We start from the raw sequence: 24,481 nt of genomic DNA, 5'->3' as shown, positions 1-24,481 counted from the left end.
AACTGCTGTCATTTCGTATTTTTTTCCTCATCGGCGCAAGCATTTTTAACCGCGCATTAACACGGTGGCTGAGGGCCGCTACGCTTAATTTAACGGAGAGAACAGAATGACGACCGCATCCCTGATTTTTACCAACGGTAAGTTTCACACCGTCGACCGCGCAAACCCGCTGGCCACCGCCGTAGCCATCAAAGACGGCAAGTTCCTCGCCGTAGGTAGCGAAGCGGACGTCATGCGCTTTGCCGGCAGCGACACGCAAATCATCGACGCCAAAGGGCACACTGGCATTCCCGGCCTGAACGATTCCCACCTGCATCTGATTCGCGGCGGCCTTAACTACAATCTTGAGCTGCGCTGGGAAGGCGTGCCGTCGCTAGCCGATGCGCTGCGTATGCTGCGCGATCAGGCACTGCGTACGCCGTCACCGCAGTGGGTGCGCGTGGTCGGGGGCTGGAGCGAGTTCCAGTTTGCTGAGCGCCGCATGCCGACGCTGGACGAAATCAACGCCGCCGCGCCCGATACGCCGGTCTTCATTCTGCATCTGTATGACCGCGCGCTGCTCAATCGCGCCGCGCTGAAAGTGGTGGGCTACACCAAAGAGACCCCCAACCCGCCGGGCGGCGAAATCCAGCGCGACAGCAATGGCAATCCGACCGGCATGCTGATCGCCCGTCCTAACGCCATGCTGCTGTACGCCACGCTGGCGAAAGGGCCAAAGCTGCCGCTGGAACAGCAGGTTAACTCGACGCGTCAGTTTATGCGTGAGCTGAACCGCCTCGGTCTGACCAGCGCCATCGACGCCGGCGGCGGCTTCCAGAATTACCCGGACGATTACAACGTGATCGCCGAACTGCACGCGAAAAAGCAGCTGACGGTACGCATCGCCTATAACCTGTTCACCCAGCGGCCCGGCCACGAGCTGGAAGACTTTGAGAAGTGGACCGATATGCTGAAGCCGGGCCAGGGCACCAATTTCCTGCGCCACAACGGTGCCGGTGAAATGCTGGTGTTCTCGGCGGCGGACTTCGAAGATTTCCTCGAACCGCGCCCGGATCTGGCACCCGGCATGGAAGATGAGCTGGAGCGCGTGGTGCGTCACCTGGTGGAGCATCGCTGGCCGTTCCGCCTGCACGCCACCTATAACGAATCGATCAGCCGCATGCTGGATGTGTTTGAGAAGGTGAATCGCGACATTCCGTTCAATGGCCTGCACTGGTTCTTTGACCATGCGGAAACCATCACTGAAGCCAATATTGAGCGGGTAAAAGCGCTCGGCGGCGGCCTGGCGGTGCAGCATCGCATGGCTTTCCAGGGGGAATACTTTGTCGATCGCTACGGTAAAGAGGCCGCGAAGCAGACGCCGCCGGTGGCGCGCATGCTGGAGGCCGGCGTGCCGGTGGGCCTCGGTACCGATGCCACCCGCGTTGCCAGCTATAACCCGTGGACCGCACTGTACTGGCTGGTTTCAGGCCGTACCGTCGGCGGGATGCAGCTGTACGATGACAACGCACGCATCGACCGTGAAACCGCGCTGATGCTGTGGACCAAAGGCAGCGCCTGGTTCTCCAGCGAGCAGAGCGCCAAAGGTGAGATCAAAGTCGGCCAGCTGGCGGATCTGGTGCTGTTGTCGAAAGATTTCTTCAGCGTACCGGAAGAGGAGATCAAAGGCATTGAATCGGTGCTGACGCTGGTGGATGGCAATGTGGTGTATGCCGCTGGCAGCTTCACGCCGCTGGCACCGCCGCCGGTGCCGGTGTTGCCGGAGTGGTCGCCGGTGGTTACCGTGCCTGGTCACTACCGCAGCGCCCCGCCGCAGACCAGCGGCCGCGCCGCGCGGATGCCGCAGGTACACCAGTGCAGCGGCCCCTGTGGCGTGCACAGCCACGCTCATGATGTCGCGCGCCAGTCATCGGTGCCGGTGTCAGACAATAACGCGTTCTGGGGTGCGCTGGGCTGTTCCTGTTTTGCGTTTTAAGTGATAAAAGGGTGCGGGCGCTGACCCTCACCCCACCGATATATTGCCTGCCAGGCCAAAGCCCTGCTTACCGTTCTTTTTAATCTGGTACATCGCACCATCCGCCCGGGTCAGCGCGTCGTCGAAGCTGTCCCGCCGGTGTACCGGGGCGATACCGATCGAAGCACCAATCCGCGCATGACCATTGTCGACATCAAACGGCGTCAGTGCCGCATCCAGCACCGCCTGCGCCAGAATGCGCACCTTCGGGTAGTCAATCAAAAACGGCAGCAGCAGCACGAACTCATCGCCGCCAAGCCGCCCGACGATGGCCTCTGACGGCAGCAAATCGCGGATGCGCTGGCTGAGCTGAATTAGCACCTCGTCACCGCTGCGATGGCCGAGCGTGTCATTGACGTGCTTGAAGTTGTCGAGGTCGATAAACGCCACGCACAGCGGCCCGGCGCGTTGCAGCTGACTAAAATGCGCCTGCAGCGCGTGGCGGTTGGGCAACGCGGTTAACGGGTCGTGATGCGCCAGCAGGGAGAGCTGGGCTTCGTAATTCTTCTCTTTGGTCATGTCGATATGGGTGCCGGTCACTTTGAGCGGATTACCCTGCTCGTCCCACTCGCTGACGCGTCCGCGATCCAGCACCCAGGTGATTATGCCGTTCTTGCCGATCATACGGTGCAGCGCCTCGTAATAGGGCGCGCGTCCTTCAATATGATCGTAAAAGGCGCGCAGCACCTCATCGGCATCTTCCGGATGCAGGCACTCGCGCCAGGCATCAAAGCGCGCTTTGGTCTCTTTCGCCTGAAAGCCGAGCATCGCGCCCCAGCGCCGGTTAAAAATCACCAGCTTGCCGCTGGGAATATCCAGCTGCCACAGGCACAAGCCGGTGCCGTCCAGCGCCGCGTTCAGCTTATTACGCGCGTCGTGCGCCAGGCGCTTGAGGCGCGCATTGTGCTTTTTCAGGTTCTGAATCTGCTGGCGCAGCGCTTCTTCGGACATGGTTGATCGCTGGAGAGAAAATAAGGGCTATTTTGCCTGCACGATAGATTCTGTAAATAAAACAAATGAAAAGGCGATTAGCGTCGGAAAATTGCGCCGGGTTCAGCAGGAATGGCGAAGCAACGCGGTAATTTCAGCAAACAAAACTTACACTTACTAAAAATAGCAGCGCGCTTCGCTTCGGCGCGCCGGCGAAACCCGCCTTTCACCAGGAATTTTCTCTCCTGTTTTTAAGAAATTTCTTAAGCGCGATTTAAGTCCACTTGTATTAAGTCGCTGTTGAAGGATGCCTGACGCGCAACGTGCCGTCAGAGAAGAAGTGCCGTCATGGTGGCGGCGCGCGCAACCGGTCCAGCGAGTGAAATCATCCGTGAGTAAACGCATCCTCAGCCTCCTTCTGTTACTGGGCTTTTGCCTGTCTGCCTGGGGTGCAACCACGTTAAATTTCTCACCGCGCTATGGTCTGGTAGCACCGGAAGTCACGCTGTCGCCGCAGAGCCAGCAGTGGCTGAAACAGCACTCTGTACTGCGCGTCGGCGTGTGGAACAACCCGCTGCCGCCCTATTCCGTGTCGTTTGAAGCCAATACCTACGAAGGACTCTCGGCCGATTATCTGGCCATCGTGGCGAAGGCGTTAAATCTGCCGGTGAAAATCAAGGTGTATAAAACCCGGCTGGAGCTGGTGGATGCGCTCAACGACGGTGAAGTCGATCTGATTCCTTACTACACGCTGGCCGCCAATCAGGATACGCAGCTGGCGCTGAGCCTGCCGTATTCACTGGCACGCAGCGTGTTAATCAGCAAACGTAACGCGACCTTCGACAGTGAGCTGAAAAATAGCCGCTATCGTCTGCTCTATTACGGTGATGCAGAACTCAAAGCGCTGCTGCACAAGCGCTATCCGCGCGCCACGCTGGCGCCGGCCGCGCCGCCGCTGTGGGCCTACACCGACACCGCGTTCAGCGAAAACACCCTGTTCTGGAGCAACAGCGCCACTCAGCGCTTTCTTTCGCATCGCGGCCTGCAGAACGTGATTGAAGCGCACAGCACGCCGTACACCAACGATGTCGACGCGCGCTTTGCCAGCAACAGTGCCAATCTGCCGCTGATCGCAGCCATTGATGAAATCCTGAAAAACATTCCGCTGCGCAACGCGGTACAGATTGCGGAAGCCTGGAGCCTGGATTATCAGTCGGTGGTTAAGAACCATCCGCTGGATCTCAGCGACAAAGAGGCCGCGTGGCTGGCAGAACACCGCGAGATCACCGTTAACTACGATCCTTCGCATACGCCGTTTACCTTTATTGATAACCGCCAGCGCGTGGTCGGCTTGAGCGTGGACCTGCTGAAAATGATTTCCCAGCGCACCGGCATTCGCTTTCGCTACAACCCGATTCAGGGGTTGAGCAACATGCGCGATACGCTCAACCGCCAGCGCGATGCGATTATCGCCGTCAGCGACGCCACCGCGCAGCAGGACGACAAAATCCGCTACACCCGCTCCTACATCTACTCGTCGTGGGTAGTGGTAACCCGCAAAGACAGCCCGTGGAAAAGCTTTGATGAGATGGCGGGCAAGCGCGTCGGAATCTATGAGCGCGCCTACTATCGTTACGATTTACGTGAGCGCTGGCCGGGCATCAACTTTGTCGAAAATGGCGTGTCGATCGATTCGCTCGGTCAGCTACTCGATAAGCAGCTGGATGGCTTTATCGTGCCGTACGAGTCGTCGCTGTTTCTGCTCAACAATCACTTCAATGACAGCTTCAAAGTGGCGTTTGTCGCGCCGCTGCCGATGTTCCGCATGGCGATGGCGGTCAATGGGCAGGATCAGGTGCTGCTGTCGATCCTTAACAAAGCGCTGTCCGATATTCCGCAGCCGACCATGCAGTCGCTAATGGAGCGCTGGATCAAATACACGCCGCCCGCCACCAGCACCTCGTGGCAAAGCTATCGCAGCTATATATTGCGCATCGTCGCCGTGGCCGGGCTGGGCCTGCTGTTTTTCCTGTGGCGTAACCATCTGCTGAAAGCCTCGCTGGCCAAACAGCGCGAGCACGAGCGTGAAATCAGCGAGCAGCTGGCGCATATCGAAGCGCTGATGGCCGACCTGCGCAAAGCCAACGAAGTCGCGGTGCGCGCCAGCGAAGCGAAAAGCACCTTCCTGTCGCACATGAGTCATGAAATCCGCACGCCGCTGGCGGCGCTGATTGGCCTGCTGGAAATTGAGCATCTCGGCCAGAGTAATGAACAGCAGCGGCAGAAGAACATTGATGTCGCCTGGGAGTCGTCGCGTTCGCTGCTGTCGCTGGTGGGCGATATTCTCGACCTGGCCAAAATCGAATCCGGGCATTTCAGCGTGCAGCTGCAGCCGATGTCGCTCAGTGAAGTGGTGCGTGATTGCGAAGCGTTGTTCCGCCAGGTGGCGCTCAACAAGGGGCTGGCGCTGAATATCGTGCTGGAGCTGGAGCAGGACCAGGTGCTGTTTGACCCGGTGGCGCTGAAGCAAATTCTCTCCAATCTGGTGAGCAACGCCATCAAGTTTACTTCGCACGGCGAAGTGGAAGTGGCGCTGTATCAGGCAGAGAGCACGCGGCCGGAGTATGTGCTGGAGGTGAGCGACAGCGGAGTTGGCCTGACGGCAGAGCAGCAGCAGGCGATCTTCGAGCCGTTCATTCAGGTCGATCAGGGCAGCAACCGCGCCAGCGGCACCGGGTTAGGCCTGAATATCTGCCGCCGGCTGGCGGTGATGCTCGGCACCGAGCTGCACGTCGAGAGTGAACCGGGTGACGGCAGCGTGTTTATGCTGCGCTTCCGCGCGGAAGCGGCGAGCATTGAACATGAGCAGCCCGCCCTGCCACAGCCGGTGGAGCCAGCAAAACAGGCTGCACTGCGCATTCTGATTGTCGATGACAACGCCACCAACCGTCTGCTGCTGGCCCAGCAGCTGCGCTACGCCGGGCACCATGTGCTGGTGGCAGACGGTGGTGCAGCGGCACTGGCGCTGTGGCGCGAAAATCAGCCGGACCGCGTGATTACCGACTGCAACATGCCGGAGATGGACGGCTTCGAATTCACCCGCCAGCTGCGCGCCGAAGAGAAGCGCCTGGTGCGACGCGCGGTGCCGGTTTACGGCCTGACGGCGATGGCGGAGGAGCGCGTGGCGCAGCTGGCGCAGGACGCCGGCATGAACGGTTGTCTGTTTAAACCGCTGGAGCGCGCGCAGCTGCTGCAGGTGATCACCGGCGCACCGATGAACCCGACGCGCGACGATACCCTGCTGACGCTGGAGAATCTGGCGGCAAACAACCCCCAGGCGTGGCGCGACCTGGTGACCACCGCGCGCCAGCAGAACAGTTACGATCTCGCCCAGCTGACGCAGGCGGTGGCTGCGAACAATTTTGCTTCGGCGCGTCACGCCGCGCATCAGCTACTCGGCAGTGCCCGAATGCTGCGCGCCGACGCGCTGCAACATCGCTGCCGCGCCGCTGAACAGGCGGCGGAGCATGAAGATGGTGCGCTATTACAGCAGCTGCTGCCGGAGGTCGCCGGGGCGGTGGCCGAGCTGGACGCGCTGTTCCTGCGTGCCCTGGAAACGCCTATTCCTGAAGAGGTGATGTAATGAAAGAGAGCGCAATCTGGCAGATTGCCGTGCTGGACGATCATCCGCTGATTGGTAAAGCCATGCAGTACCGCTTAGCGCAGGAGCCGCAGCTCGATCTGGCCGGGGCCTTTGCCCAGCGCCAGCAGCTGATGGCCTTCCTGCAGCGCCAGCCGATCGATATCCTGGTGCTGGATTACATGCTGGGTGAAGACCAGCTCGATGGGCTGCAAATGGTAAAACAGCTGCGTCTGCACTACCCGCAGCTGAAGATTCTGGTGTCGTCCGCGGTGGAGAAACCGGCGATTGTTCAGCTATTGCTGAAAGCCGGTGTGCAGGGATTTGTTGGCAAAAGCCACGATCAGGAGGTGCTAATCGACGCCATTCATCAGATCTGTCGCGGCAAGCGTTTCCTGACGCCGGACATGATGCTGGAGCTGGATAAATTCCAGGAGAGCGACCGTGAAATGCACGACTACCTGACGCCGCGCCAGGCGGGCGACGACATTACCCTGATGCTGCGCGAGCTGAGTCCGCGCGAAATCGAGGTGATTCGCTGCTATCTGGATGGGTTGAGCATTACGCAGATCGCCGGTAAATACGCGCGCAGCCGCAAAACCATCAGCGGTCAGAAGCAGACCGCGCTGCGCAAACTGGGGCTGCGTTCGGACCTGGAACTGTTCAAGTACAAGCAATACTTCAACCAGCTGGTGACGGCGCAGTGATAAGCCGCAGCGCGGATAAACCCGGTTCTGTGACGCGGATCAAGACTTAGTCGCTGCGTAATGCTGCCCCTGTGAATTCTAGTATGGTAGTTTAACACTTATCATACAGACACGATGACGGTGGATGACATAATGCAGCTGACAATGCGGTGGTTTGGGCCGAAGGAAGACAAGGTTTCGCTGGAATATATTCGCCAGGTGCCGGGCGTACGCGGCGTGGTGGGCGCACTCTACGATGTGCCGGTGGGCGAAACCTGGCCGCAGGAGAAGATCCAGGCGCTGGTCGATCAGGTGCACGCAGCCGGACTGACAGTTGAAGTGATTGAGAGTGTTAATATTCACGACGACATCAAGATCGGCCTGCCGAGCCGCGATCGCTACATCGCCAATTATCAGCAAAGCATCCGCAACCTGGCGGCCGCCGGGGTAAAAGTGATCTGCTACAACTTCATGCCGGTGTTTGACTGGATGAAGACGGATATGAATTATGTGCTGCCGGATGGCTCCATCACCATGGCCTTCGAGAAACAGGGCATCGATAAAAGCCTCGACGAGGTGGTGAAAGAGGTGCTGGGCAGCGCTAACGGCTTCGCGCTGCCGGGCTGGGAGCCGGAACGGCTGGCAAAAGTTCAGGAGCTGTTTGCCAAATATCAGGACGTTGATGACGCGAAGCTGCGTGAAAACCTCGCGTATTTCCTCAAAGCGGTGATCCCGGTGTGCGAAGAGGTGGGCGTGAAGATGGCGATCCACCCGGACGATCCGCCGTATTCGATCTTCGGTCTGCCGCGCGTGGTGAAGAACCGCGACGATCTCGACTGGATCTGTAACGTCGTCGATTCTGAAGCCAACGGCATCACGCTGTGCACCGGATCGATTGCCGAGGATCCGCAGAACGATGTCTATGCCATTCTGGCCGAATTCTCGCGCCGCAAGCGCATCCCGTTTGCCCACGTGCGCAACATCAAGATCATCCGCGATAAAGATTTCTACGAGTGCGCGCATCCGACGGAATATGGCTCGCTGGATATGTATAAAGTGCTGCAGTCGATGTATGACAACGGCTTTGACGGCTATATCCGTTCGGATCACGGCCGCTTTATCTGGGGTGAAACCGGGCGCCCAGGCTACGGTTTGTACGACCGCGCGCTGGGCACCACCTATCTGCTGGGCCTGTGGGAAGCGCTGAGTAAGCGTTAATGGGCTACGATCTGGCGCTCACCCTTGCGGCTTTTTCAGTAACGGCACCAGCAGCGCCGCGACGAAAAAGCCTGTCATGATCAGCCAGAACGCGTCGGAAAAGGCCTGGGTGCGCGCTTCACGCAGCGTCAGCGCCGCCAGCGACTGCAGCGCGGCCGTATGCGCGGCATCCGGGCTCAGGCCGCTGGTCATCAGCGCCTGAGCGCGCCCCTGCAGAAAATCACCCAGCGTCAGGCTGGCGCTGTTGAGATAATCCGCCAGCCGGCTAAAGTGCAGGTTGGTGCGGTCGTTGAGCACCGTACCGCACAGGGCAATGCCAATCGCACCGCCAAGGTTGCGCATCAGATTAAACAGGCCAGACGCGAGCTTCAGGCGGGCCGGTGGCAAACTGCCCAGCGTCAGCGTTACCGTGGGCGCCACGGCAAACTGCTGCGCCATACCGCGAAACGCCTGCGGAAACAGCAACTCCTTCGCCCCCCAGTCATGGGTAATCGGCACGAAGAAATGCATCGACAGCGCAAAACAGATCAGCCCCGCCGCCAGCAAAATACGCAGATCGACGCGGTTCGCCAGCCAGGCATACAGCGGGATCGACAGAATCTGAAACACCCCGGTAGAGAAGATCGCCAGTCCAGTCTCCAGTGCGCTGAAGCCGCGCACCTGGCTGAGAAACAGTGGCGTAAGGTAAATGGTGGCGAAGATCCCTACGCCCGCCATAAACGAGAAGTAGCAGCCGAGGCTAAAGTCGCGGTCCCTGAGCGCGCGTAAATCGACGATCGGTTTGGCATGCCGCAGCGTGCGGATCACAAACAACACGCCCGCCGCCAGCGCAATCCAGCCGGTGGTGGCAATGGTGTCATCATCAAACCAGCCCCAGCGCGGCCCCTCTTCCAGCGTATATTCCAGACAGCCGAGCGACAGCGCCAGCAGCACGATGCTGAGATAATCCGCGCCGCGCAGCAGTTCGCGGTTGGGCGCGTCGATGTTCACCAGCAGCGGAACCGCAATGGTGATGTAAATACCGGGAATGATGTTGATAAAAAACAGCCAGTGCCAGCTGAAGTTATCGGTGATCCAGCCGCCAACGGTCGGGCCGAGCGTCGGCGCCAGCGATGCCAGCGCGCCGACGGTCGCGGCAGCAATCACCCGCTGCCGGCCCTGGAAAAAGGCGAAGGCGGTAGTGAACACCAGCGGGATCATTGAGCCGCCCGCCAGCCCCTGCAGCGCACGGAACGCGATCATGCTCTGAATGTTCCACGCCCAGCCGCACAGCAGGCTCATCAGCGTAAAGCCACAGGCCGAGGCGGCGAACAGCCAGCGCGTAGACAGCACGCTGGCCAGCCAGCCGGAGAGCGGAATAATGATGATTTCGGCGATCAGGTAGCTGGTCTGCACCCACACGGTTTCATCATCGCCCGCCGACAGGCCACCACCAATGTCGCGCAGCGAAGCTGAGACAATCTGGATATCCAGCAGCGCGATAAACATGCCGATGCACAGGGTGGCAAAGGCGAAGACTTTCCGGCTGACCGGCATCTGCGCAGGCGCGATCGGCGCGGCGGCCACGCGGCTCATCGCGCGCTGCGCTCATCGACGGTAACGGTTACCGACAGCCCCGGACGCAACAGCCCGAGCGTGGCCGCATCGCCGTCCAGCGCAATGCGCACCGGCACGCGCTGGACGATTTTAGTGAAGTTACCGGTGGCGTTTTCCGCCGGCAGAATGCTGAAGCGCGAGCCGGTGGCCGGCGACAGGCTGGCGACGTGCCCGCTGAAGGTGCGGCCTGGCAGCACGTCCGCGACAATCGTTGCCGTCTGGCCTGGCCGCATGTGCGCCAGCTGGCTCTCTTTAAAGTTGGCGTCAATCCACAGCCCCTGCGCCGGCACCAGCGACAGGAGTTGCGTGCCGCTGCTGACATACGAACCGGCCCAGGCGCGGCGATTGCCGATCACGCCATCAAACGGCGCGCGGATAGCGGTGTATTCCAGATTGAGCTGTGCCAGTGCCAGGTCGGCCTGCGCCTGTGCCAGCGCGGCGTGCGTCTGCTGCTCGCGCGCATCAAGCACCTGCAGCTGACGTTCGGCGACCGCGCGATCGGCACGGGTTTTGCCCTCCTGCGCCAGCGCCTGATGGTAATCGGCCTGCGCATGATCGCGAATCTGCTGCGACACCGCAGCGCTGCTCACCAGCGCGTCATAGCGGCGCTGGTCGGCGGTGGTTTTCTGCGTTACCGCCTGCGCCGCCAGCAGCGCAGCACGCGCGCCGTCGATGGTGGCCAGCTGGAGCTGGCGCGTGGCGGCAATATCCTGCAGCGCCGCCTGCTGCGCGGCGACTTCGCCCGCCGCACGGTCAACCGCCGCCCGATAGTCGCGGTTATCCAGTTGCACCAGCAGGTCGCCCTTTTTAACCGCCGCATTATCCTGCACTGCAAGGGTCTGGACATAGCCGGACACTTTGGCCGAAATCGCACTGATATCCGCGCCGACGTAAGCATCATCGGTCGAAGGCATAAAGCGCGCGCTGTGCCACCAGTAATAGCCATAGCCTGCCAGCGCCACGCCGCCGCAGGCCAGCATCAGCAGCAGTGCCGCTTTTTTCCGCGTCAGGCTCATGGTTCGTTCCCGGCCACCGTCTGCGGGGCGAATTTTTGCGCCGTATCGCCTGCGCGCTTTCTCGCCAGATACTGCTGGCGATAGTGCATCATCGGGGTGGCCGCCGGGCCAGGCACCATCTGGTATTTGTCACTGGAGAGCGGCTGGCCGGTGGCGCTGTCGACCATTTGCGGCGTCACCGGGCGCTGAGTGGCGCTTTCAACCAGCTGCATCTGCCGCCCTTCCGGTGAAAAGTGGGTGCTGCCCCACTCGGCCAGCGCCAGTATTACCGTGCGAAAATCGCGGCCCGCCGCAGTGAGCTGGTACTCGTAGCGTGCCGGAGCGTCGCTGTAACACACCTTTTCCAGCAATCCATCCTCCACCAGTTCTTTCAGCCGGCGCGACAGAATATTGGGCGCCACGCCGCTGCTTTTCTGAAATTCATCAAAGCGGGTAAAGCCGGCCAGCGCATCGCGCATGATCAGCATGCTCCAGCCGTCGCCGACGCGTCCAAGGCTGCGTGCGATAGGGCACGGCATATTACACAGAGGTTGGTTTTTCATGGGCCAGTTCCCGATGTGAAGTCGATGCGGGATACTGTGGCAGGGTAACTTTCATTTTGCAAGTCACTTGCAGAATGAAAGTAATAAACAGAACGTCAGCGCGCGTTCTGGCGCAGCCTCACAGCCTGTCGATCAATTCCTGCCGGTGGTCATGCAGCAGACGCAGCATTTCACGCAACAGCGGATCTTCGTTGCCCTTCTGCCACGCAATACTCAGCGGCAAGCCTTTGATCTGCTCAGGTAACGTCAGCGCGATATAGCGCACGCTGTCGCTGTTCATGGTGCGATAAGAGGCTGGCACCACCGCCAGACCGAGGCCGGCGGACACCAGGCTGAGAATGGTTTGCTTCTCTTCGGCATATTGCGCGATATGTGGCGTCAGGCCGGCCTGCTTAAACAGGCTGATGGTGAGATCGTGGCTGTGCGGTCGGGTGCGGCGGTCGGGAATGATCATGGCTTCATGCTGAAAATCTGCCACCGTCACCTGCGCTTTATCCGCCAGCGGATGCGTCAGCGGCACTGCCAGCACGCAACTTTCGCGGGTAATAAAACGCAGCGCCAGTGACGCATCCATGCGCTGCGGCGCGCGGATAATAATCATATCCAGCCAGCCGGATTTTAATTTGGGAATCAGGTTAAGGGTTTTATCTTCGATAATATGGATATCGCTCAGCGGATTACGCGGCACAAATAAATTCAGCAGTGCCGGAACTAAACCGCGCGCGGCGCTATCGATAGCGCCAATGCGTAATGTCCGGCGTTCATCTTTTAATCCGCCTTTAAAACGCAGCGCCAGCGCATCAAACTGATCGATCAGTTTTCCCGCTTCGTCAAAAAACAAGGCTCCCTCGGCGGTTAATGAAACATTGCGCGTTGAGCGGTTTAACAGGCGCACGCCCAGATCCTCTTCCAGCAGGCGAATAAAGCGGGAAAGTGATGCAGGCATCATTTCCATACTTTGTGCCGCCCGGCCGAAATGCAGTTCTTTACCCACCGCGACAAAACAACGCAATTGATTTATATCCACATTTCCCTCACCGCACGATTATTCAAATAGTTTATATAATCCACGCCTGATGATCGCGCAATACAAATCTGCATACTGCATTCGACAACCAGAAAATAATACTACCCTACACAATCTGGAGCACTTTAATATGAACTCTCACCTCGAAAAAAGGGTGATGCGTAAAGTGACGTTGCGCATTGTGCCCTTCATCATGCTGCTCTATTTCATCGCGTTTCTCGATCGCGTCAATATTGGTTTTGCCGCGTTAACCATGAATCAGGATTTAGGTTTCTCGCCCACGGTATTTGGTTTTGGCGCCGGGATCTTTTTCCTCGGCTATTTTCTGTTTGAAGTCCCGTCGAATTTAATTTTGCACAAAGTGGGCGCACGCATCTGGATCGCCCGCGTGATGATCAGCTGGGGATTGGTCTCTGGCTGCATGGCGCTGGTGCAGGGCACCACCAGCTTCTACGTCCTGCGCTTTCTGCTCGGCGTGGCGGAAGCCGGTTTCTTCCCTGGCATCATTCTCTACCTCAGCTACTGGTTTCCGGCGGCGAAGCGCGCGCAGGTTACCGCCATCTTCATGGCCGCCGCCCCGCTCTCTACCGCGCTCGGCTCGCCGGTCTCTGCAGCGCTGCTGGAGATGCACGGTCTGCTGGGCTACGCCGGCTGGCAGTGGATGTTCGTGTTAGAGGCAATTCCGGCGTTACTGCTGGGCATCGTGGTGCTGTTTTTCCTCACCGACCGTCCGGCGCAGGCTAAATGGCTGAACGCAGAGGAGCGGCGCTGGCTGCAGGAGACCATGCAGGCTGAAGAGCAGGCACGGTCGACGCAGCACGGCCACAGCAGCGCCTGGCGCGGGCTGGCGGACAAGCGCGTACTGGCCCTGGCGCTGGTGTACTTCGGCACGTCGGCCGGGCTGTACACGCTGGGGATCTGGTCACCGCAAATCATCCGCAGCTTCGGCGCCTCCTCGCTGGAAATCGGCTTCCTCAACGCTTTCCCGGCGGTGATCGGCGTGATCGGCATGATCCTGTGGGCACGTCACTCCGATCGTCGTGGCGAGCGCAGCTGGCACGTCATTGGCGCCTGTTTACTCGCTGCCGCCGGGCTGATTTATGCCGGTAACGTCAGCACGCTGCTGGCGGTGATTATTGCGCTGACGCTGGTCACGGTCGGCATCAGCGCCTCCAAGCCGCCGCTGTGGAGCATGCCGACGCTGTTTCTCAGCGGGCCGGCCGCAGCCGCCGGCATCGCCACCATTAATTCCATCGGCAACCTCGGCGGTTTTGTCGGCCCGATGATGATTGGCGTGATCCGCCAGCAAACCGGCAGCTACACCTGGGGACTCTATTTCGTCGCCGCGCTGCTGGCGTTGTCCGCGCTCATCGTGCTGATTCTCGCCGCGCACACGCCAAAACCGCAAAGCGCCGATCTGCCTCATCCTCATACCCATTAATTGACTGGAGAACACTATGCGTAACTACAAAATTGCCGCGATTCCGGCAGACGGTATTGGCCCGGAAGTGATTTCGGCTGGCGTTGAGGTGCTGCAGGCGCTGACGCAGCACGATGAACAGCTAAAGTTTGACGTGCAGACCTTTGACTGGGGCTCGGATTACTACAAACAGCACGGCGTGATGATGCCGGAAGATGGCCTGCAGATGCTGAAGCAGTTTGATGCCATCTACTTTGGCGCGGTGGGCGCGCCGGACGTGCCGGATCACATCACGCTATGGGGGCTGCGCCTGCCGATTTGTCAGGGCTTCGATCAGTACGCCAACGTGCGGCCTACCAAAATTCTGCCGGGCGTGACCTCGCCGCTGCGCAACCGTGGACCGGGCGATCTTGACTGGGTAATCGTGCGCGAGAACTCGGAAGGGGAATACTCCGGCAACGGCGGCCGTGCGCACCGCGGCCTGCCAGAAGAGGTGGGCACTGAAGTGGCGATTTTTACCCGCGTCGGCGTGACGCGCATCATGCGCTACGCCTTTAAACTGGCGCAGTCGCGGCCGCGCAAACTGCTGACGGTGGTGACCAAATCCAATGCCCAGCGGCACGGCATGGTGATGTGGGATGAAATTGCGGCGGAAGTGGCGCAGGAGTTTCCGGATGTGCAGTGGGACAAGATGCTGGTGGATGCCATGACGCACCGCATGACGCTGCACCCGCAATCGCTGGATACCATTGTCGCCACTAACCTGCATGCGGATATTCTCTCCGACCTCGCCGGCGCGCTGGCCGGCAGTCTCGGCGTCGCGCCAACCGCCAATATCGATCCGGAGCGGCGCTTTCCGTCGATGTTCGAACCGATTCACGGCTCGGCATTTGATATCACCGGCAAAGGCATCGCTAACCCGATCGCCACCTTCTGGACCGCGGTGCAGATGCTGGAACATCTGGGCGAGCGCAACGCGGCCGCGCTGATAATGCAGGGCATTGAGCACGTGTGCGCGGCGGGCATTCTGACGCCGGACGTCGGCGGCAGCGCCACCACCGCTGACGTGACGCGCGCGCTGGTGCAGTTTATTGAAGCCAAATCTCAGGTGGCGGCAACCGCCTGAGTCGAAAGCCGGGGTGTTACAGCGCCGCCGCCAGCCGGTCCAGCGCCAGCAGGATGCCATAGCGCCGCGCCGGTGCTGCATCCGGCAGCGGCAGCCAGTAGTTGGCCTGGCTGGCGAGATCCAGCGCCGCCGGGCACAGCGCCATCACTGGGGTCTGCTGGATGTGAGCGTGATGCACCGCGCTGAGCACGCTGCTGTTGATGGTGTCCGGCGCGAGGATCAGCAGCAGATCGTCCGGCTGCAAACGGCTGAGCGTCAGACGCAGCAGGTTGTCGTCCTGGATCCACGCCAGCGCCAGCCCGGCTTCACTCAACCGCTGCTGCACTTCCGCCACCAGCGGCGTGTGCTGGCCGGCGGCACCGATCAGCAACACGCTGCGTGCCTGACGCAGCGCCTGCGCCGCCTGCTGCCAGCGGCTGTCATCCAACTGCTGCCACTGCTGGGTCAGCGCCTGATGCAGACTCACCAACTGCGGCACCGCACCGTGGCTGGCAGTAGCCGGTTCGGCGCTGGCGCGTGCCAGCCGCATACGCAGATCGCGAATATCGTCGCAGCCGACCGAACGGGCAAAGCGGGTAATGGTCGCCGCACTGACTTCCGCCCGGCTGGCCAGTTGTTCAATGGTGGCCGAGGCCGCGAACGCGGCGTCACGCAGGATGGCGCGCGCCACCCGCTGCTCCTGCTGGCTGAGCGAAGCCTGCCGCTGACGAATCACCGTCATAAACACACTTTCCTGCTGGCCGGCCTGGCGCACCTGGTGCAGAAAATCATCCAGATCGCGGTAGCCCGCCGAGGCAGCAAAGCGCTGGAGTACAGCCGGGCTGACACCCGCCTGCGCCGCCAGACTCTCCATGGTGGCCTGCGCGCTGGCGTGCAGGTTATCCAGAATAAATCGCGCCAGCTTTGATTCCTGCGCATCAAAGCGCGCCGACTGCTGCTGCAGTTGCCAGACAATATCCATTAGCTCATCACATCTCCGGTAACGAACTCTCATGATGCATGAAAATATTTTTCATTGTGATATTTTTTTCACTTTTTCGCAGTGAAATTTCCTAGAATGATACAGAATAAAGCGAAAAATCATCGTCACGATCACATCACTGAAAATTATTTTCATATGCATTTTGTGATTAATGCTCTGATTTTAAACACTTTAAACCCTCTTCATCACAAAATCCTCTGGCCGCAGGGTATTTACACTCCGGATGAGACAGGTCTTAAATGCCGGAGTCAATTCACACGAGGATAAATTATGCGCATCGTACTTTGCTGTGCTGCCGGTATGTCCACCAGCATGCTGGTGAATAAAATGCAGAGCGCCGCTCAGGGCCGCGGGCTGGCGATCGATATCCAGGCCGTGCCGGTGGCAGACTTCGAACGCATCCTGCCGGACGCAGACGTGGTGCTGCTCGGCCCGCAGGTGCAGTTTGAAGCTGCCCGTCTCACCGCCATCGCGGCCCCGCAGGGCAAGGCGGTCGCCGTTATCGACATGATGGATTACGGCATGATGCGCGGCGAACAGGTGCTGGATAAAGCGCTGGCGCTGCGCGCTTCCTGATTCTTCGTTTCCCCCAATCTGACTGATAACACACGGCGTTGCGCTGTGGGAGATTCTGCATGCCTGAAGATGACGTAATGGTGGTTCCGGAAGAGGAGATCATGCTGCTGCTGGTGCAGGCCGGTGCTGCGCGTAGTGCCGCCCTCAGCGCCCTGCGGCTGGCGCGCGCCGGCCAGTTTGATGCGGCACAGCAGCAGCTGGCGGCGGCGCGGGAAAACGTGAGCAGCGCGCACCAGCAGCAGACGGCGCTGATTAGCCTGGACGAAGGCAGCGGCCGGCTGCCGGTTACCCTGATTCTGGTTCATGCCCAGGATCACCTGATGAACGCCATGCTGATTCAGGATTTAGCGGGCGAAATCATTGAACTCTATCGCCGTACCACGGCAGGAGAAAACGATGCTTAAGATAGCAATCATTGGCGGCGGCAGCAGCTATTCGCCGGAGCTGGTGGAGGGAATCATCAACCGTTATGCGCAGCTGCCGGTAACCGAACTGGCGCTGGTGGATGTGGCGGCAGGACGCGAAAAGGTGCAGATCATCGCCGATCTCACGCGCCGCATGCTGCAAAAAAACGGGCTGGAGCAGGTTAAGGTCAGCGTGCATTTCGCGCTGGATGAGGCGATTCGCGGCGCGCGCTTTGTGCTGACACAGCTGCGCGTTGGCCAGCTGGCGGCACGCGCCGCCGATGAACGGCTGGGCCTGAAGTATGGCCGTCTCGGCCAGGAAACCACCGGCGTCGGCGGCTTCGCCAAAGCGCTGCGCACCATTCCGGTGATGCTGGAGATTGCGCGCAAAGTGGAACAGCTGGCGCCGGACGCCTTCATCATCAACTTTACCAATCCAGCGGGCATCGTTACCGAAGCCGTGGCGCGCTACAGCAACGCGAAGATCATCGGCCTGTGTAACGTGCCGGTGAATATGCACCATATGATTGCCGGCATGTTACAGGCGCCGTTTGACGAGGTGGCGCTGCGCTTTGCCGGGCTGAATCATCTGGTGTGGGTGCATCAGGTGCTGTGCCGCGGCGAGGACGTGACCGCCGGGGTGATCGAACAGCTGTGCGAAGGCCAGTCGCTGACCATGAATAACATCAAAGAGATGCCGTGGTCGCCGGCGTTTCTGCGCGCGCTGCAGGCGATTCCCTGCCCTTATCACCGCTACTACTGGCAAACACCGCAGATGCTGGCCGAAGAGCAGGAAAAAGCGCAGCACGGCCAGGCCGGAACGCGCGCCGAACAGGTGATGAAAGTGGAAGCCGAGCTGTTCGCACTGTATGCCGATCCGCAGCTGGCGCACAAGCCGGAGCAGCTGAGTTTTCGCGGCGGCGCATATTACTCCGAAGTGGCCGTTGAGCTCATCAGCGCCATCCATAACAATAGCGGGCAAAATCTGGTGGTGAACTGCCAGAACCGCGGGGCGATTCACGGTCTGCCGGACGACGCGGTGGTGGAAGTGAACTGTGTGGTCGATGCGCAGGGCGCGCACCCGCTGGTGTTTGGCGCGCTGCCACCGCTGATGCACGGGCTGACGCAGCAGATCAAAGCCTTCGAGCGATTGACCATCGACGCGGCGGTGCACGGCGATCGCGGTGCCGCGCTGCTGGCGCTGGTCGGCAACCCGCTGGTCGGCGATGTCGCCAGCGCCGAAGCGCTGCTGGACGAAGTGCTGACGCTGAATCAACCGTGGCTGCCGCAGTTTGCGTGATATCCCTGTCGCAAACCGCATTCTGGCCATCGCGGCGCGCTTCATCGCGCAATAAATTGCGCCGCGACGGCCGGGTGCAGGTATCCGCTGCCGCGCCGAAGTGACACGCATTGACCTGTTAATTTGTTGCGCCATTGTGCCCGAGGAGGCCCTATGTCCAACCGTAATATCATCGAACGTTATGTGCTGCCCGCCGCGCTCAAGGTGGCCGGGCAGAAGCATGTGCTGTCCGTGCGGGACGGCATCATTCTCAACATGCCGTTCATGCTGATCGGCAGCTTTTTTCTGATCTTCGCCTACCTGCCGATCCCGGCCTGGGGCCATCTGATGGCCGACCTGTTCGGCGACAGCTGGCGCAATAAACTGCTCTATCCGGTGCGTGCCACCTACGACATCATGGCGCTGATCTCCAGCTTCGGCATCGCTTACAGGCTGGCGGAGAAATATCGCACGCTCGACCCGCTGACCAGCGGCGCGATGGCGCTGGTGGCGTTTGTGATGACCATTCCGCAGCAGACGCTGTTCGCCCCGGTTGAAGGCGCGCCCGCGCAGCTGGTCACCGGCGTGCTGCCGATTTCGCTGATCGGCAGTCAGGGCCTGTTCGTGGCGATTGTGATTGCGCTGCTCTCCACCGAAATCTACCGCTTTGTGCACAGCCGTAACCTGGTGATTAAGATGCCGGAAGGCGTGCCGCCGGCGGTGGCGAAATCGTTCCTCGCGCTGGTTCCCGGCTTCTGCGTGCTGGCCGTGGTACTGCTGCTGCGCCTGGCAGTTGAAGCCTCACCGTTCCATGACATCAACAACCTGATTGCCACGGTGATTGGTTTGCCGATGCACCACGTCGGCGGCACGCTGCCGGGGATGATTTTCTCGGTGCTGCTGATTGGCATTCTGTGGACGCTCGGCCTGCACGGCGATGCCATCGTGCTGGTGTTCATTCAGCCGGTATGGCTGTCGAACATGAGTGAAAACCTCGAAGCCTTTCAGCATAACCAGCCGATTCCGCACATCTTTACCCAGCAGTTTTACGATTTATGGATTGCGCCCGGCGGCACCGGCGCGCTGCTTGGGCTGGTGATCTTTATGCTGATCCGCGCGCGCAGCCGCCAGATGAAACAGCTGGGGAAAATCGCCGCGCCGGCGGCGCTGTTCAACATCAGCGAGCCACTGGTGTTCGGCATTCCGCTGGTGATGAACCCGTACCTGTTCCTGCCGTTTATCCTGACGCCGGTGCTGCTGGTGATTGTCTCGTGGGCGGCAATGAGCAGTGGTCTGGTGGCGCCGCCAGCCGGCATCGCCCTGCCCTTCACCACGCCAATCTTCGTCAGCGGCTATCTCGCCACTGGCGGCCATATTTCCGGCACGGTGTTGCAGGTGGTCAACCTGACGATTTCGCTGGTGGTCTACTATCCATTTTTCCGCGTGTGGGATCGCCTGAAGCTGCGCGAAGAGCAGCAGAACGAACAGCAGGCGCAGGCCGCCAGCGGCAGCGCCGTCGTGCCTTCCTGAACCACTTCCTCTGCCGGGTGCGCCCTGCTGCGCACCCGGCCGCATCCTTCCACTTTTTGCAATAATGACTTCGCAGATCTGGCTATTCTGTCAGCAATACGGCTGTGCGAACCTTAGGCCACGGCTCGGGATCACCCCGGCCACTACCTGAGGAACCGCATGATGAAACTGTACAATTTAGCGCTCTCCGGCCACGCTCACCGCGCACTGCTGGCGCTGTCACTGCTCGGCATAGCGCATGAAACGGTCGAAGTCGACCTGCCTGGCGGCGAACATAAAACCCCGGCGTTTCTCGCCATCAACCCGTTCGGTCAGGTGCCGGTGCTGGAAGACGAAGGCGTTTACATCGCGGATTCCAACGCCATTCTGGTGTACCTGGCGAAGAAATTTAACCGCAGTGACTGGCTGCCGGAAGATGCGCTGGGCGCAGCCCAGGTGCAGCGCTGGCTGTCGGTAGCGGCCGGTGAACTGGCTTACGGTCCGGCGGCGGCGCGCCTGATTACCGTATTTGGCGCCAAATTTAATGCTGAAGAGGTGCTGGCGCGCGCGCATCTGATTCTTTCACGGCTGGAAAGCCATCTCAGCCAGCGTGAGTGGCTGGTGGGCGACCATCCCACCATTGCTGACATCGCTTTATATAGCTACCTGGCCGGTGCCCCGGAAGGCAATGTCGAGATGTCCGGTTACCCTGCGGTGAATCAGCTGCTGCGTCGGATTGAAGCGCTGCCCGGCTTTGTGCCTTTTCCGCAGACCGCCGCCGGCCTGCGCGCCTGACAGGAGCCAGCATCATGGGCGAGAAACTGATTACGCTGCCGGTATGGCATGACGGCGAAATTGCGCTGCAGCAGCAGGCGGGCGTAGCGGAACGTATGGCCGATGTCGGGCAGCGCGTGATTCGCGATTACATGCCCGATCAGCATCGTGACTTTTACGCGCAACTGCCGTTTATCGTTGCCGGCAGCGTTGATGCACAGGGTGATGCCTGGGCCACGCTGCTGGAAGGCCAGCCCGGTTTTATCTTCTCGCCCAACGCCACCACGCTGGATATCGCGGCCCGCCCTGACGTCAGCGATCCGGCGGCCGCCGGGATGACCGATGGCGCGCCGGTGGGCCTGCTCGGCATCGAGCTGCACACGCGGCGGCGCAACCGCATGAACGGCGTGCTGACGGCGATTGGCGGCGGCCTGCGCGTGCAGGTCGACCAGAGCTTTGGCAACTGCCCGCGCTATATTCAGCTGCGCGACTTCCGCTTCGATCATGCGCCCGGCAGGGCTTATCAGGGCGAGGTTGAGACGCTCAGCGCGCTGGATGACGCCGCGCGCGCCGCCATCGGGCAGGCGGACACGTTTTATGTCACCACTTATGCCGACCAGGCGCGCCGGCAGGTGGACGTTTCGCATCGCGGCGGCAAAGCCGGTTTTGTGCGCATCGCTGCCGATGATGTGCTGACCATTCCGGACTTCAACGGCAACCTGTTCTTCTCCACCCTCGGCAATATCGTGCTCAACGGCAAGGCCGGGCTGCTGTTTATCGACTACGCCAGCGGCGATGTATTACAAATGAGCGGCGATGCCACGGTGATAACCGATTCCGCCGAAATCGTGGCCTTTCAGGGTGCCGAGCGGCTGTGGCGCTTTAGCGCGCGCCGCATCGTGCGCCGGCGCGCGGCCCTCGCCCTGCGCTGGGCCGATCAGCCAGACGGCGTATCGCCCGCCTCGCTGATGACCGGCGACTGGCCGTCCGCCAGCGAACGCCTGCAGGCGCAGCAGCTGGCGGCGCAGTGGCGACCATTCCGCATCACGCAGACCGTCGATGAGAGCGCGCAGATTCGCTCGTTTCATCTTATGCCGGATGATGGCGCTGGCGTGCTGCCGCATCTGGCGGGCCAGCATCTGCCGATCCGCCTGACGCTGCCGGGCAGCGCTAAGCCGCTGATTCGGCAATACACGCTGTCGGTTGCGCCGTCGGACGGTTATTACCGCATCAGCGTGAAGCGCGACGGCGCCGTCTCGCAGTATCTGCACCATGCCATGCGCGTCGGCGATCGGCTGGAGGTGCGCGCACCGGCCGGTGATTTCACTATTGATGCACACGAAACGCGGCCAGCGGTGCTGCTGGCAGCGGGCGTCGGCATCACGCCGCTGCTGGCGATGCTGCGTCACCTGATTTATGAAGGCCGACGCAAACGCCGGATGCGCCCGGTGTATCTGCTGCAGTCGGCGCGTAACCTGGCCGAACGCCCGTTTGCGCGTGAGATCGATGCGCTGCTGGCGGCCAGCGAAGGTGCGTTGAAACTGGTACGCGTGCTCAGCCAGCCGGGCGAAGCCGAAGCGGGCGTGGATTATGACGTTGCCGGACGCATCGATATGGCACTGCTGTCGCAGGTGCTGCCCTTCAACGATTACGATTTCTATCTGTGCGGCCCGCCGTCATTCACCCAGGCGATGTATGACGGACTGCGCGGCCTGAATATTGCCGACGCGCGTATTCATGCCGAAGCGTTTGGTCCGTCGTCGCTGCAGCGTCAGCAGGAGAATGTGCCAGAGCCCGCCGCGCTGCCGTCGGTGGCGACCGAAGCGGTGCCGGTGGTGTTTACAGAGTCGCTGAAAGAAGCGCGCTGGATACCGCAGTCCGGCACGCTGCTGGAGCTGGCCGAAGCGCGCGGCCTGAGCCCGGCCTACAGCTGTCGCGCCGGACATTGCGGCAGCTGTAAGACCAGACTGGTGAAAGGTGCGGTGACTTACCCTTCCCGGCCAGGCATCACGCTGGCGCAGGATGAAGTGCTGATCTGCTGCGCGGTGCCGGCGCAGGTCGAAGACGGGGACGCGGCGGTGCAGCTGGCTTTGTGAGGTGCGTGCCCGTCTATGCAATCGAACCAGCAGGCTGCAGGGCGGGCGGCATCTTACCCGCGCTCAGTTGGTCAGAATCGATTCGATTCCCTGTATCAACGCAGGGAAATAGGATTGATCAATAGCGATCCCGCCGGTCAGTTGCCAGCTATCATATATAGCGGGAGTCGCAGTGAAGTTGAAACCGATTAAATCACTTCCCTCGACAGCATTGAATTCGCAGGTGAACGCTTTCATTCTGGGTGCGAAATGTACCGGCTTAGGTCGTCCATTTTTGTACAGGGATGCATAATACTCCGATAACATTTCCTGCAGGCTTTCAAGATCGAAAATCGTCAGTTCGCACTGACATTGCAGATTTATACTGCAACCAGCAATTTCCAGCCAGCACATAATCAAATCCAGCCTGCGATCTTCTGGTTCCTCAATTCTTTCGATAAATGAGAAGCGAAATAACGTATCTTCATTTTTGATCTCAAACATTTCTGTCCCGCCACTCAGTCGATATGGAAGTGTGAAATTGTCCAGTCCCGTTCCCTGACCACAACATGTAACGTATACTCTTTGTGGACATACCTGATTTTATCATGCTCCACAATCTTTTTCAGACGGGTCATTTTTATACGATATAAAAACATGCCGGGCATTTTTTGAGCATCAGGGCTTCGTGAACCATAGCGGATAGCTTTTTTCAGTATATTGACCGGAATATATCTGCCTGATTCGGCCATATGCGCGGCCGTGGTACGCGTAAATTTAAGATTCCGCACGGACAGGCCAACCTTCAGGCGACCCCGCAGCATATTCAGCGTTGCTTCGCTTAACACACTGCTTATGCTTTTACCTGCAGCGACATCCAGCACCGCCCGACCACTACTTAACAGGCGAAAAACACCAAATGCAATCAGCGCAATATCTAGCGGATCAATGAGCGGGGTTTGCAACGGGGCTTCTTCAAGCGTGGTAAAACGCCCATCCGCATCATAAACCTGCCACAGTCCGGGAGCCTGCGCGACCGTGTAACCAATACACAGCCCTGTAGCATCATCCACAATTGGACGCGCACCATGTGGAGGCATGAACTGAGGTTTTACAGCATAATACTCATTATGAGGCAGGGGGTTCCTGAAGTTGAAAAAGTACCCCGGCTCATCGGGATCCAGCATCCGTATATCCATCACACCTTCTCCATTCTTCCATAAATCAAATTCCCGCATACAAGAATCGCGAATTATTTAATGAAGTCAAGAGCCGAATTATACTTATAACTAATCTTTCTCAATGAATTAGCTTTGCAACTTATGCATGAGGCCGGTTTTTCAGTTCATCATTAGCCATAAGTTACCTGTTCCCCTATCAAGTTGCTGAACTCGCCGTTGTCCTGTCTTTTAGGGAATTCACTAACAGTTTCTGGTAATTTTCAGGTTATTCGTTATCTGAATCGCTGACGAGCAGGCTTTCACCGCGAAGTTAAATAAATACGGCAGAAGATGATGGACGATATTTTAAATGATCGCAGCAGCTGGAAAGAATTATGGATGAATGAAGGGAAACATCAATCAACGCCAATAAAAAAGGGTATCAGCGCTAACTGATACCCTTTCAGAAGGTTGGCTTAAAACCAGGATGGTGCATTTACTCTGCAC

The 24,481-nt window shown here is 59.7% G+C and carries 20 protein-coding genes; 12 read left to right on the top strand and 8 right to left on the bottom strand.

What is annotated here, in order from left to right; genetic code table 11:
- The first annotated feature begins 106 nt into the window (after positions 1–106).
- A complete protein-coding gene (locus H7K56_RS14105) occupies positions 107–1,975 on the top strand; it encodes an amidohydrolase (protein WP_150360674.1) in 1,869 nt (622 codons plus the stop codon).
- A gap of 27 nt (positions 1,976–2,002) precedes the next feature.
- Here the strand turns inward: H7K56_RS14105 and H7K56_RS14100 are convergent, their stop codons facing one another.
- The gene (locus H7K56_RS14100; protein WP_150360673.1) at positions 2,003–2,965 is read right to left on the bottom strand and encodes a sensor domain-containing diguanylate cyclase; all 963 of its coding nucleotides are present in this window, start codon (positions 2,963–2,965) and stop codon (positions 2,003–2,005) included.
- Between the two features lie 370 nt (positions 2,966–3,335).
- Between H7K56_RS14100 and H7K56_RS14095 the strand changes: the two genes are divergently transcribed.
- The 3 genes from H7K56_RS14095 (at position 3,336) to uxuA (ending at position 8,488) form a co-directional block, all read left to right on the top strand.
- The gene (locus H7K56_RS14095; protein WP_150360672.1) at positions 3,336–6,587 is read left to right on the top strand and encodes a transporter substrate-binding domain-containing protein; all 3,252 of its coding nucleotides are present in this window, start codon (positions 3,336–3,338) and stop codon (positions 6,585–6,587) included.
- Entirely contained in the window at positions 6,587–7,291 is a 705-nt protein-coding gene (locus tag H7K56_RS14090; protein WP_150360671.1) for a response regulator, read from the top strand. The genes H7K56_RS14095 and H7K56_RS14090 overlap by 1 nt, the downstream gene beginning before the upstream one ends.
- A gap of 132 nt (positions 7,292–7,423) precedes the next feature.
- A complete protein-coding gene (gene uxuA, locus H7K56_RS14085) occupies positions 7,424–8,488 on the top strand; it encodes a mannonate dehydratase (protein WP_031279714.1) in 1,065 nt (354 codons plus the stop codon).
- An 18-nt stretch (positions 8,489–8,506) separates the two neighbouring features.
- Here the strand turns inward: uxuA and H7K56_RS14080 are convergent, their stop codons facing one another.
- The 4 genes from H7K56_RS14080 to H7K56_RS14065 all read right to left on the bottom strand — a co-directional run bounded on the left by H7K56_RS14080 (position 8,507) and on the right by H7K56_RS14065 (position 12,669).
- Positions 8,507–10,063, bottom strand: coding sequence for a DHA2 family efflux MFS transporter permease subunit (locus tag H7K56_RS14080; protein WP_249042718.1), 1,557 nt, complete (start codon positions 10,061–10,063; stop codon positions 8,507–8,509).
- Positions 10,060–11,100, bottom strand: coding sequence for an HlyD family secretion protein (locus H7K56_RS14075; protein WP_182689028.1), 1,041 nt, complete (start codon positions 11,098–11,100; stop codon positions 10,060–10,062). Before H7K56_RS14075 ends, H7K56_RS14080 begins: the two co-directional genes overlap by 4 nt.
- The gene (locus H7K56_RS14070) at positions 11,097–11,642 is read right to left on the bottom strand and encodes a winged helix-turn-helix transcriptional regulator (protein ID WP_150361238.1); all 546 of its coding nucleotides are present in this window, start codon (positions 11,640–11,642) and stop codon (positions 11,097–11,099) included. Before H7K56_RS14070 ends, H7K56_RS14075 begins: the two co-directional genes overlap by 4 nt.
- A gap of 118 nt (positions 11,643–11,760) precedes the next feature.
- The gene (locus H7K56_RS14065) at positions 11,761–12,669 is read right to left on the bottom strand and encodes a LysR family transcriptional regulator (protein WP_150361236.1); all 909 of its coding nucleotides are present in this window, start codon (positions 12,667–12,669) and stop codon (positions 11,761–11,763) included.
- Positions 12,670–12,799: 130 nt separating this feature from the next.
- Here H7K56_RS14065 and H7K56_RS14060 point away from each other — a divergent pair, with 130 nt between their 5' ends.
- Positions 12,800–14,110, top strand: coding sequence for an MFS transporter (locus H7K56_RS14060; protein WP_136547046.1), 1,311 nt, complete (start codon positions 12,800–12,802; stop codon positions 14,108–14,110).
- A gap of 16 nt (positions 14,111–14,126) precedes the next feature.
- Positions 14,127–15,215, top strand: a complete 1,089-nt coding sequence (locus tag H7K56_RS14055) for a tartrate dehydrogenase (protein WP_150361234.1) — start codon at positions 14,127–14,129, stop codon at positions 15,213–15,215.
- Between the two features lie 16 nt (positions 15,216–15,231).
- Here H7K56_RS14055 and H7K56_RS14050 read toward each other — a convergent pair whose 3' ends face one another.
- Entirely contained in the window at positions 15,232–16,176 is a 945-nt protein-coding gene (locus H7K56_RS14050; protein WP_170264762.1) for a MurR/RpiR family transcriptional regulator, read from the bottom strand.
- 291 nt (positions 16,177–16,467) lie between these two features.
- Here H7K56_RS14050 and H7K56_RS14045 point away from each other — a divergent pair, with 291 nt between their 5' ends.
- The 6 genes from H7K56_RS14045 to H7K56_RS14020 all read left to right on the top strand — a co-directional run bounded on the left by H7K56_RS14045 (position 16,468) and on the right by H7K56_RS14020 (position 22,835).
- Positions 16,468–16,773, top strand: a complete 306-nt coding sequence (locus H7K56_RS14045) for a PTS sugar transporter subunit IIB (RefSeq protein ID WP_220496587.1) — start codon at positions 16,468–16,470, stop codon at positions 16,771–16,773.
- Between the two features lie 59 nt (positions 16,774–16,832).
- A complete protein-coding gene (locus tag H7K56_RS14040; protein WP_230201125.1) occupies positions 16,833–17,177 on the top strand; it encodes a PTS lactose/cellobiose transporter subunit IIA in 345 nt (114 codons plus the stop codon).
- Positions 17,170–18,477, top strand: a complete 1,308-nt coding sequence (locus H7K56_RS14035; protein ID WP_150361228.1) for a 6-phospho-beta-glucosidase — start codon at positions 17,170–17,172, stop codon at positions 18,475–18,477. The genes H7K56_RS14040 and H7K56_RS14035 overlap by 8 nt, the downstream gene beginning before the upstream one ends.
- Before the next feature lie 153 nt (positions 18,478–18,630).
- Entirely contained in the window at positions 18,631–19,986 is a 1,356-nt protein-coding gene (celB, locus tag H7K56_RS14030; RefSeq protein WP_021507630.1) for a PTS cellobiose transporter subunit IIC, read from the top strand.
- A 162-nt stretch (positions 19,987–20,148) separates the two neighbouring features.
- Positions 20,149–20,760, top strand: a complete 612-nt coding sequence (locus tag H7K56_RS14025) for a glutathione S-transferase family protein (protein WP_058759678.1) — start codon at positions 20,149–20,151, stop codon at positions 20,758–20,760.
- Between the two features lie 14 nt (positions 20,761–20,774).
- Positions 20,775–22,835: a 2Fe-2S iron-sulfur cluster-binding protein gene (locus H7K56_RS14020; RefSeq protein WP_150361226.1), complete on the top strand. Its 2,061-nt coding sequence runs from the start codon at positions 20,775–20,777 to the stop codon at positions 22,833–22,835.
- 63 nt (positions 22,836–22,898) lie between these two features.
- Here the strand turns inward: H7K56_RS14020 and H7K56_RS14015 are convergent, their stop codons facing one another.
- Positions 22,899–23,318: a hypothetical protein gene (locus tag H7K56_RS14015; RefSeq protein WP_150361224.1), complete on the bottom strand. Its 420-nt coding sequence runs from the start codon at positions 23,316–23,318 to the stop codon at positions 22,899–22,901.
- A gap of 14 nt (positions 23,319–23,332) precedes the next feature.
- Positions 23,333–24,052 (bottom strand): hypothetical protein, encoded by a 720-nt coding sequence (locus tag H7K56_RS14010; protein WP_249042737.1) that lies wholly within the window; start codon positions 24,050–24,052, stop codon positions 23,333–23,335.
- Between the last annotated feature and the right edge of the window lie 429 nt (positions 24,053–24,481).

It is taken from the genome of Pantoea dispersa (assembly GCF_014155765.1).
GTDB lineage: Bacteria > Pseudomonadota > Gammaproteobacteria > Enterobacterales > Enterobacteriaceae > Pantoea > Pantoea dispersa.
Note: the sequence above shows the minus strand (reverse complement) of the source record. Positions and strands in the feature narration are given on the sequence as shown.